Annotated in this window: 7 protein-coding genes; 2 read left to right on the top strand and 5 right to left on the bottom strand. The window is 73.2% G+C overall.

All coding sequences use genetic code 11. The annotated features are described in order from the left end of the window. Positions 1-90 precede the first annotated feature (90 nt). Positions 91-567: a hypothetical protein gene (locus ABT085_RS38280; protein ID WP_351619079.1), complete on the bottom strand. Its 477-nt coding sequence runs from the start codon at positions 565-567 to the stop codon at positions 91-93. Between the two features lie 162 nt (positions 568-729). On the opposite strand from ABT085_RS38280, the gene ABT085_RS38275 reads away from it, so the two are divergent. Next, the gene (locus ABT085_RS38275; RefSeq protein ID WP_351619076.1) at positions 730-1,701 is read left to right on the top strand and encodes a dioxygenase family protein; all 972 of its coding nucleotides are present in this window, start codon (positions 730-732) and stop codon (positions 1,699-1,701) included. 81 nt (positions 1,702-1,782) lie between these two features. On the opposite strand, the gene metG is transcribed toward ABT085_RS38275, so the two are convergent. The 4 genes from metG to ABT085_RS38255 all read right to left on the bottom strand — a co-directional run bounded on the left by metG (position 1,783) and on the right by ABT085_RS38255 (position 8,490). Beyond that, positions 1,783-3,498 carry a methionine--tRNA ligase gene (gene metG / locus ABT085_RS38270; RefSeq protein WP_351619074.1) on the bottom strand — a complete coding sequence of 572 codons (1,716 nt, stop codon included), beginning with the start codon at positions 3,496-3,498 and terminating at the stop codon, positions 1,783-1,785. A gap of 167 nt (positions 3,499-3,665) precedes the next feature. After that, complete coding sequence (locus ABT085_RS38265) at positions 3,666-5,393, bottom strand: VWA domain-containing protein (RefSeq protein WP_351619072.1); 1,728 nt, start codon at positions 5,391-5,393, stop codon at positions 3,666-3,668. Positions 5,394-5,637: 244 nt separating this feature from the next. Continuing rightward, complete coding sequence (locus ABT085_RS38260; protein WP_351619069.1) at positions 5,638-7,629, bottom strand: FUSC family protein; 1,992 nt, start codon at positions 7,627-7,629, stop codon at positions 5,638-5,640. A gap of 18 nt (positions 7,630-7,647) precedes the next feature. Further along, positions 7,648-8,490: an alpha/beta fold hydrolase gene (locus ABT085_RS38255; RefSeq protein WP_351619066.1), complete on the bottom strand. Its 843-nt coding sequence runs from the start codon at positions 8,488-8,490 to the stop codon at positions 7,648-7,650. 76 nt (positions 8,491-8,566) lie between these two features. On the opposite strand from ABT085_RS38255, the gene ABT085_RS38250 reads away from it, so the two are divergent. Next, the gene (locus tag ABT085_RS38250) at positions 8,567-9,907 is read left to right on the top strand and encodes an aminotransferase-like domain-containing protein (protein ID WP_351619063.1); all 1,341 of its coding nucleotides are present in this window, start codon (positions 8,567-8,569) and stop codon (positions 9,905-9,907) included. Positions 9,908-10,132: the final 225 nt, after the last annotated feature.

Raw genomic sequence — 10,132 nt, 5'->3', positions numbered from 1 at the left:
ACACCCGCTCCCGGACGCGCCCTGGCGTGGGGGGCCGTAACCCGACATCGGTTTCCGGCCCCCTTCGCCGTTCAGGATCCCGGACAGGTCCTAGGTGTCGTACCGCCCGTCCCAGGGCGCGCCGAAGCCGAGGTGGTCCGGGTAGAGCTCGGCCCAGGCCTCGCCCTCGTCCTCCCCGGTCAGCAGGCCGAACAGCACGCCGTCGACGGTGACGCGGAAGGGCCGGACCGCGATGTCCGTGTAGGTGCGCCGCGGCAGGCTGCGGAGCTTGGTCGCCAGGTGGGCGCGGGCGTGGGCGAGCACCGACGTTCCTCCGTGCGGGGACCGCTGCTGCTCGGCCCAGGTGCCGGCGCACCAGATCTCCGAGTCGCGGTAGCGGCCGTCGGCGTCGAAGAGATGCAGCACCGAGTACAGGCGCTTGTGCACCTCCCAGCCGTCGTCGGGACGGTACTTCTCGGGGAAGGCATAGGTGACCGAGCCCAGGAACTGTCCGTCCGCGTAGCGGCCGACGGCCTGGGTACGGCCCTGCGGCTCGTAAGCGATCGGAATGATTTCAGGGACTGGCATGGCGAGAACCATACGTATCCGCTGTGGCGACTTTCACTCCAGGGTCCTGAGATGACCGCCGTCCGTCCGGAGAAGCCGCTCCCTGGCCCCTTTTGCACGCACATGGCAATGCACAGTCCGCCCCCACGCTCCTGACAGGGCCCGTGCCTAACGTCACCGCCCATGACGGGAAACCAAGGACCAGCACACAAGCGGAGCATGACCCGGCGCAAGGTCGTCGTGGCGGGCGGAGCGGCCGTGGCCGTGGCGAGCGTGGGCGGCGGCGTGGCCGTGACCGCCTTCGCCGGCGAGCCGGGCGCCGGCTCGACCGCGTCGGCCACCGCGGCGGAGACCTGCTACAGGCTCACCTCGGAGACCACCGAGGGTCCCTACTACATCGACGCGGACAAGATCCGTAAGGACATCACCGAGGACAAGGAGGGCATCCCGCTGACCCTGGCCCTCAAAGTGATCGACTCCGAGACCTGCAAGCCCGTCAAGAACGCGGCCGTCGACATCTGGCACTGCGACGCGCTGGGCATCTACTCCGGCTACGAGAGCCTCTCCACCGGCGCCGGCGGCGCGCCGACCGACGCCCCCTCGGGCACTCCGACCGACGTCCCCTCCGGCTCTCCCACGGGTGAGCCCCCGTCCGGCGCGCCCTCCGGCGGCACCGGCGGCGGTGGCCACGAGGAGCCGACCGACGACGAGCGCTATCTGCGCGGTACCTGGCGGACCGACCGCAGCGGTCACGTCACCTTCAGGACGGTCTTTCCGGGCTGGTATCGGGGTCGCTGTGTGCACATCCATGTCAAGGTGCATGTGGACGGCGAGTGGACCGAGGCCGGTTACGAGGGCGGGCACACCTGTCACACGGGCCAGTTCTTCTTCGCCGAGGCGGCCGTCCTCGCCTCCGCCGAGGTGGCGCCGTACTCCGCCAACACCACCGAGCGCACCACGCTCACCGAGGACACGATCTACGACCAGAGCGGCACCACGGGCGGCCTGCTCAAGCTGACCTACGACAGGAAGCACATCGCCCGTGGGGTCCGCGGGTCGATCACGGTGGGCGTCGACCCGGACGCCACCCACGACGGCCAGGACGCCCCGTCGCAGCCCGGCGCGTCGGCGACCCCGTCCGCGTCGGCGTCCTAGCGGACCCGGTGCGCTGACGCAGCACAGCGGGCCCGGTGACGCCGTACGACGTCACCGGGCCCGCTGTCGGAAGAGCCGCGGCTACTCCGGCGAACCGCCGAAGCGCTCCTTGTAGGTCTCCAGGTCCTCGTCCGTGAGCTTGGCGAAGAGGACCGGCGGAACCGTGAACGGGGTGCCTGCGGGCACCGAGGTGAGGGACTTCGCCTCGGCCTCGGTCACCCAGGCCGCCGTGTCGTCGGCGAGGGTGAAGGCCGCGCGCATCGTCGCCGCCGACGCCGGGATGAACGGCTCCGAGACCACCGAGTAGAGGTGGATCAGGTTCATCGCCGTGCGCAGGGTGAGGGCCGCGCCGTCCTTGTCGGTCTTGATCTCCAGCCAGGGGGCCTTCTCCTCCAGGTAGGAGTTGCCGGCCGACCACAGGGCGCGCAGCGCCGCCGCGGCCTTGCGGAACTGGAGGGCCTCCATCTGGGACTCGTACTCGGCGAGCAGCCGGGCGATCTCCTCGCCCAGGCGCGCCTCCGCCTCGCCCGGCTCGCCGCCCGCCGGGACGTCGTCGCCGAAGCGCTTGCGGGAGAAGGACAGCACCCGGTTGACGAAGTTGCCCAGGGTGTCGGCCAGGTCCTTGTTCACCGTGGCCGTGAAGTGCTCCCAGGTGAAGGACGAGTCGTCCGACTCCGGGGCGTTGGCGATCAGGAAGTAGCGCCAGTAGTCGGCCGGGAGGATGTCGAGGGCCTGGTCGGTGAAGACACCGCGCTTCTGGGACGTGGAGAACTTGCCGCCGTAGTACGTCAGCCAGTTGAAGGCCTTGACGTAGTCGACCTTCTTCCACGGCTCGCGCACGCCGAGCTCGGTGGCGGGGAACATCACCGTGTGGAACGGGACGTTGTCCTTGGCCATGAACTCCGTGTAGCGGACGGTGTCGTCGGCCTCGTACCACCAGGACTTCCAGTCCCGGTTCTCCGGGTCCTGGTCCGCCCACTCCTTCGTCGCGCCGATGTACTCGATCGGGGCGTCGAACCAGACGTAGAAGACCTTGCCCTCCGCCGCCAGCTCCGGCCAGGTGTCCGCCGGGACCGGGACGCCCCAGTCCAGGTCACGGGTGATCGCCCGGTCGTGCAGACCCTCGGTCAGCCACTTGCGGGCGATGGAGGAGGCCAGCTGCGGCCAGTCCGCCTCGTGGCGCGAGACCCAGGCCTCGACCTCGTGCTGGAGCTTGGACTGGAGGAGGAAGAGGTGCTTGGTCTCGCGGACCTCCAGGTCGGTGGAGCCGGAGATCGCCGAACGCGGGTCGATCAGGTCGGTCGGGTCCAGGACACGGGTGCAGTTCTCGCACTGGTCGCCGCGGGCCTTGTCGTAGCCGCAGTGCGGGCAGGTGCCCTCGACATAGCGGTCCGGGAGGAAGCGGCCGTCGACCGGGGAGTACACCTGGCGGATCGCCCGCTCCTCGATGAAGCCGTTCTCGTTCAGCTTGCGGGCGAAGTGCTGGGTGATGTCCCGGTTCTCCGGGGACGAGCTGCGGCCGAAGTAGTCGAAGGCGAGCGCGAAGCCGTCGTAGATCGCCTTCTGCGTGTCGTGCGCCTGGGCGCAGAACTCGGCCACGGGCAGGCCCTGCTCCTTGGCCGCGAGCTCGGCGGGCGTGCCGTGCTCGTCCGTCGCGCAGATGTAGAGGACGTCGTGGCCGCGCTGGCGGAGGTACCGGGAGTACACGTCCGCCGGGAGCATGGACCCCACCATGTTGCCCAGGTGCTTGATCCCGTTGATGTACGGAAGGGCGCTGGTGATGAGGTGTCGAGCCATCGCGGGCTGCTCCCAAGTCGCTACGCGGGGTGACGATCATTGGTTCTCTGGTCGTCGGTGAACCTTGAAATCGTAGCCGACATGGGTACGCCGCCCGCCTCCCGTTTTACGGGTTGGGAAGCGGACGGCGCGGGTGGTGCCCGGCGGTGCGGCCGGTCGGGCGGTGGTTACGGACGCCAGGCGGCCAGTACGCCCTCGTACAGCTCGGCGTCCGTGAGCTCGCGCGGGGCCGGGCCCGCGTGGAAGAAGGCCGCGTTGCCGGTGTTCAGCTTGCGGAGGTAGTCGAAGGCCTTGTTCTCCAGGTCACCGAAGGCGACGAAGGAGAAGAAGAGGGACGGGTCGTTCTTCGCGGCGTCCGCGAGGGACTGGGTCGCCGGGGTCTTGGCGTCCGGGGCGCCGTCGGTCTGGAAGACGACCAGGGCGGGGTCCGTCGTGCCGGACTTCCGGTAGTGGGCGACGATCGCCTCCACGGCCGCGTGGTAGCTCGTACGGCCCATGCGGCCGAGGGAGCCGTGCAGCTCGTCGATCCGGTTCTCGTGGTCGGCGAGGGTGAGGTCGGCGGTGCCGTCCACCTCGGTGGAGAAGAAGACGACGTGCACCGTGGCGTCGGCGTCCAGGGTCGCCGCGAGGGCGAGGGTCTGGTCGGCGAGGGCCTGGGCGGAGCCGTCCTTGTAGTAGGGGCGCATCGACGCGGAGCGGTCGAGTACGAGGTACAGCTTCGCCCGGGTGCCGGTGAGGCCGCTCTTCGCCAGGGCGGCGGTGGCGGCGCTGTGGGCGGTGGCGAGACCGGGAGCGGTGGCGTCGAGCGGGGCGGCGGGCTCGGCCTCGGGCGCGGACTCGGGCTCGGGGGCCGACTCCGTCGCGAGCGCGGGCTCGGGGTCCGACTCGGGCTCGGGGTCGGTGGTGGCCTCGACCGGCTCGGGTTCGGTCGAGGGCTCGGTGACGGGTTCCGCTTCCGCTTCAGGAGCGGGCTCCGCTTCGGCAGCGGGCTCGGTCGCGGGCTCGGGGTCCGCCGCGGGCGTGACCTCGGCGACCGGCTCGTCCGCAGTCTCGGGCTCGGCCGCAACCTCGGTCTCCGTCACCGGCTCCGAGGGGACCTCGGCCTCCGGCTCGGCTTCGGCCACCGGCTCTGCCTCGGCTTCAGCCACCGGCTCGGCGACCGGCTCTGCCTCGACCTCAGCCACGGGCTCGGTCTCAGCCTCGGCCTCAGCCACAGGCTCGGCCTCCGCTTCGGCCTTCGGCTCGGTGACCGGTTCAGCCTCAGCCACCGGCTCTGCCTCGACCTCAGCCGCAGGCTCGGTCTCTGCCTCGGCGACCGGCTCGACCTCAGCCACCGGGTCGGTCTCGGCTTCGGCGACCGGCTCGGCCTCGGCCGCAGCCACCGGCTCGGTCTCTGCCTCGGCGACCGGCTCGACCTCAGCCACCGGGTCGGTCTCGGCTTCGGCGACCGGCTCGGCCTCGGCCGCAGCCACCGGCTCGGTCTCTGCCTCGGCGACCGGCTCGACCTCAGCCACCGGGTCGGTCTCGGCTTCGGTGACCGACCCGGTCTCGACCTCGGCGACCGGCTCGGCCTCGGCCGCAGCCACCGGCTCAGCCGCAGCCGCCGGCTCGGCCTCGGTCGTAGGTTCGGTCTCCGGCGACTCCGTCGGCTTCGGGACCGTCACGTTGTCGAAGGCCGCAGCCACCAGTTCGTGTTCGTCCTGCTCGGACGTGCTGCGCGGCTCGGGGACCTGGGCGCTTGCCGTGGGTTCCGATGCCGGCTCCTCGGAGGGGGCCGTCGGTTCCTGAGTGGGGACCGTCTCCTGCGAGGGAATCTGCTCCGCACCCTTTGTTTCGGCGGCGTGATCCTTGCGTGAGCGGCCGAATGCGTTCCGCAGGAGAGTCAGAATGCCCATGTGCGCAACCCTTCGCGTGAGTTGATGCCCGTTAATCCCTGGCCAGGACGGACACGTAAGGTTAGCGGCCCCAGGTGGTGATCTTGGGGTGGGGTGAGTGACGCCGGGCCGCCTGTGTCAACACCGTGTCCCCGGCTGTGCCGCCCCCATGGTTAACACCCTTGCCGCGTCCATGGGTTCACTCTCGTTCACCCCTCCTCGGCGGCGCCGTACGCGCGTACCCTCGGCGCCCGCCGGCCGGCGCTCAGTGCGGGGACGCGATCGCCCGGGCCGCCGCGACCTCCTGGCGTACCGGTTCCAGGACGCTGTCCGCCGGTCCCGTGAGGTCGCTGCGGACGGCGACCAGGGTCGTCGCCTCCCGCAGGCCCGCGGACAGCTCCCCCAGCTGCCGTGCCACCTGGGACACCTCCGCCGCGGACGGCGGCGCGGCCCCGTGCTTGACCCGGACCCGGGCCGCGGTCGTGGCGTCCACGATGCGTTCCACGGCGACGACGAGCGGCCACCAGGCGGCGGCGCGCCGGCCGACGGGCGGCGGTTCGGTCAGCGCGCGCTGGAACTCCGTACGGACGTCGGACAGGTCGCGGTAGAGGCGGCGGCGCATCCGGGCGCGGACCGCGGGGGCCGTTCCCGCGCCGAACGCGGACTCGACGTAGCGGGCGGTGTCCGCGACCGCGTCCGCCAGGCGGTCGCCGACCCGGGTGTGCCAGCTCTCGGGCCACAGGAGATAGCCCGCCACCAGCGCGATCGCGCAGCCGGCCAGGGAGTCCACCAGGCGCGGGAGGAGCAGGGCCGTGCCCAGGTGGTTGAGGATGTCGGAGAGCAGCAGCATCACCGGGGTGATGGCCGCCGTCTGGTAGCCGTAGCCGCGCGGCGTGAGGATCGGGATCAGCGGGGCCAGCAGCATCATCGTCGGTACGTCCCACCAGCCGCGCGGCACCTGTGTCAGCACCGCCGCCGCGACGACCAGGCCGGCGACCGTGCCCAGCGCGCGCAGCAGCGCCCTGGAGAAGACGGAGCCGAAGTCGGGCTTGAGGACGAAGGTGATGGTGAGGGCGACCCAGTAGGAGCGGGGGACCGGGAGGGTCGAGACCAGGACCTGGGCGAGCCCGATGCACAGGGCCAGCCGCAGGCCGTAGCGCCAGGCGGCGGCGGACAGGGCGGCGCCGCGGGCGGCCCGGGCGGCGCGGATGTGCAGCGCGGTGGCGGGGACGGCGGAGACGGTGACCGGGACGGCGGCGGTGCCGCGTCCGGGCGGCGCCGTGGCGGCGGCGGGGCCGAGCAGCTCCACGTCGGGGGCGGCCACGACCTCGGCGGCGTGGCGCAGGGCGTGCTCGACGGCGCGGCCCGCCTCGTCGGTGGGGGTGGGCAGGTCGATCGGCGTCGGGCCGGTGCGGCCGGCCTCCACGGCGGCGGCGAGCCGCCGTACGGTCTCCGCGACCCGGGACGGGAGGCGGTGGCCTCTCTGGTGCGCGGCCGGGGCGGCCTCGACCACCGGGGTGACGGCGTTCAGCTGTGCGAGCAGACGGGTGAGGTCGGGGCTGCGGCCGTGCAGGTGGGTGCGGCGGGCCAGGATGACGTCGTACGACTTGTTCAGCGACTCGGTGACGGCGCGCCGGGCCTCGTCGTACTCGCCGGGCACCGCGCTGCCGCAGGCGGCGAGCAGGCCGGCGACGGCGCGGTAGCTGTCGGCGACCGTCACCCGTTCCGGCACCCCGGAGCGCAGCGGCCAGAAGAGCAGGCCGAGGAGCAGCACCAGCAGTCCGCCGCCGGACATCAGGACCGGCGCCAGCCACCAGGCGCCGGGCAGCGGCAGTCCCGCGCCGATCACCGAGTTCAGCAGCAGGACCAGGCCCGACGCGGAGGCCACGGCACCGATCGTCGAGATCATCCCGGAGACGAGTGCGATGCCGGTGAGGGTGGCGACGGCGACCCAGCCGTGGCCGAGGACGAGGGCGCCGAGAGCGACGCCGACGGCGCCGAACAGCTGGGGGATCGCGATGTGCAGGATCCGCAGCCGGTAGGCGTCGGCGGTGTCGCTGATGACGCCGGTCATGCCGCCCATGGACGCGAGGGCGCCGCAGTCGGGCCGGCCGGCGGCGAGTCCGACGGCCAGCGGGAGCGCCATGGCGATCGAGGCGCGGACGGCGGCGGCGCGGTTGACCGGGGCCTGCCGGGGCCGGATGTTCCGCACCAGCCAGTCGGGAGGGGTCAGGCCGGTGGGGAACTCTCGCGACATGGGCCCATTATGGGCGTTTTATTCGGAGCTCCAGGGTTGCGCGTCCACCCGGACCAGGAACGCCTCCAGTACGGCGTTGAACTCGGCCGGCCGTTCCAGGTTCGGCAGATGGGCCGCGCCCTCGATCACCCGGAGCGTGGAGTCGGGCAGGAGGGCGTGCATCGACTCGGCGTCCGCGACCGGGGTGTACGTGTCGTCCGCGCCGACGACGACCAGGGCGGGGACCGTCACCCGGGTCAGCAGGTCCCGGTAGTCGGGGCGGTCGGCGCGGCCGCGGAGCGCGGCGGCGGCGCCCTCGGGATGCGCGGCCGTCATCATGCGGTGGACGTGGGACTTGACGGCCGGGGCGGCGCCGGGGGCGACCATCTTCTCCAGGACCTCGTCGGCGTAGCCGCGCATGCCCTCGCGCAGCAGCCGGTCCGCCATGGCGTTGCGGGCGACCCTGCCCTCGGGGGTCTCCGCCCCCGGGAAGGTGTCCGCCAGGACCAGGCCCCGGACGCGGTCGCCGAAGCGGTCCTGGCACTCCATCGCGATCTGGCCGCCCATCGACAGGCCGGCCAGGACGAAGGTGTTTATCTCCAGGTCGTCCAGGAGTGCCTCGACGTCCAGGGCGAAGACGGACAGCGGGGTGCGGCCGGGGACCACCGGTGAGCCGCCGTAGCCGCGCAGGTCGGGGGCGACGACGCGGCGCCCGGACGAGAACGCCTCGATCTGCGGGGCCCACATCGTGCGGTCGAAGGGGTGACCGTGGACGAGTACGAGCGGGACGCGGGGAGGCTGGGGGACATGGGGGGTGCCGGGGACTTCGGGAGCCGGGTTGATATCCGGCCCTTTGTCCTCGTACGCGAGGAAGGGCGGCATGTGTTCGACCCTAGGACGTAGCAACTACTCGGTGCAATAAGATCTTTGCTCTCGGTGCAATCCAGTGGGGGCTCGGATGGACGACTACCGGCGCATAGCCGACCGCATAGCCGACGACATCGCCGCCGGGCGGCTCAGCCCCGGCCAACGGCTGGCTCCACAGCGGCTGTTCGCGCGCCGGCACGGGATCGCCGGGTCGACCGCGGGGCGGGTGTACGGCGAACTCGTGCGGCGTGGACTGGTGGTGGGCGAGGTCGGCCGCGGCACCTTCGTGCGGGCCGCGGCGGCGGGGCCCACCGGCCGCGCGCTGACCGAGGAGGCGACCCGCGCGCCGGTCAACCTGGAGCTCAACTACCCTTCCGCACCCGGCCAGTCCGAGCTTCTCGCGCCCGCCCTCGCGTCACTGCTGCGGCCCGACGTCCTGGCCGAGTCGCTGCGTCCGGCGGCCGCCATCGGCACCGCCGAGGCCCGCGCCGCCGCGGCCGCCCTGCTGGCCGCCCCGGGCTGGCGCCCCGACCCCGCGCAGCTGCTCTTCACCGGCAACGCGCGCCAGGCCGTCGCCGCCGCCCTCGCCTCCCTGGTCCGCCCCGGCGGCCGGGTCGGGGTCGAGGAGCTGACGTATCCGCTGGTCAAGGAGATCGCCGCCCGGCTGGGCATCGTCCTGGTCCCGCTGGCCACCGACGCGCACGGGCTGCGCCCGGAGTCCCTCGCCGCCGCCCACCGCTCCGCTCCCCTGTCCGCGCTCTACCTCCAGCCGGTGCTGCACAACCCGACGTCGGTCACCACCCCGCCCGAGCGGCGGCAGCGGATCGCGCGGGCCGTCACCGACCTCGCGCTGCCTGTCGTGGAGGACCGCGTCTGGTCCTTCCTGTGCCCCGGGGACACCCCGTTCGCCGCCGGGGCACCCGGGCTCACCCATGTCGTCGACGGGCTGTCCAAGCGGGTCGCGCCCGGACTCGCCGCCGGTTTCCTCGTCGTACCGCCCGGGCGGGTGGAGAGCGTGGCCGCGGCGGTCCGTTCCGGGGGCTGGAGCGCGGGGCGGTTCGCGCTGGAGGCGGCTGTGCGGTGGGCCGGGGACGGCACGGTACGGCGGCTTGCGGCGGCCAAGCGCGCGGACACGGCGCGGCGGCAGGACATCGTCGCGCGGGAACTGGCCGGCTTCACGGTGCGGACCGACCCGCACTCCTGCTTCGTCTGGTGGGACCTGCCCGCGCCCTGGCGCGCCGACACCTTCACGGCCGCCGCGGCCGTGCACGGGATCGCCGTCACGCCGGGACCCGCCTTCGCCGTGGACCCGGGCCGGACCCCGGACGCGGTGCGGCTCGGTCTCGCCTCGGTCTCCGAGGCCGAGCTGACGCGCGCGCTGCGGACTCTGGCGGAGACGGCACGCACGGGCCGAGGCGAAGCCGGGGCGTGACGGCGTCCGGCGGTCCTCGGGGCGTCAGATGCGGGCGCGGGTCGGTTCCTGCGGCTGGGCCGCGGCGGCGGGGGGGCGCGCCGCGCGGGGGGCGGGGGGGGGTGGGCGGGGGGGGTGGGGGGCGCCCCCCCAGAGGCGGTCGGGGGGGGTGATCGGGACGTCCCCCCTCCCGAGGGCCGGGCCCGCGGCGCGGGCCCCCCGCGGCCGGGTCTTCCAGTGCAGGGC

Origin of the sequence: Streptomyces sp. NPDC002265, from assembly GCF_040296125.1 — a bacterium.
In the GTDB taxonomy this organism is placed as follows: Bacteria; Actinomycetota; Actinomycetes; order Streptomycetales; family Streptomycetaceae; genus Streptomyces.
This window is presented reverse-complemented; position numbering and strand designations above follow the sequence as displayed.

Coding starts and splice junctions, on each gene's coding strand:
- ABT085_RS38260 (WP_351619069.1), bottom strand. CDS start 7,629: ATGTCGCGAGAGTTCCCCACCGGCCTGACCCCTCCCGACTGGCTGGTG.
- metG (WP_351619074.1), bottom strand. CDS start 3,498: ATGGCTCGACACCTCATCACCAGCGCCCTTCCGTACATCAACGGGATC.
- ABT085_RS38250 (WP_351619063.1), top strand. CDS start 8,567: ATGGACGACTACCGGCGCATAGCCGACCGCATAGCCGACGACATCGCC.
- ABT085_RS38265 (WP_351619072.1), bottom strand. CDS start 5,393: ATGGGCATTCTGACTCTCCTGCGGAACGCATTCGGCCGCTCACGCAAG.
- ABT085_RS38280 (WP_351619079.1), bottom strand. CDS start 567: ATGCCAGTCCCTGAAATCATTCCGATCGCTTACGAGCCGCAGGGCCGT.
- ABT085_RS38275 (WP_351619076.1), top strand. CDS start 730: ATGACGGGAAACCAAGGACCAGCACACAAGCGGAGCATGACCCGGCGC.
- ABT085_RS38255 (WP_351619066.1), bottom strand. CDS start 8,490: ATGCCGCCCTTCCTCGCGTACGAGGACAAAGGGCCGGATATCAACCCG.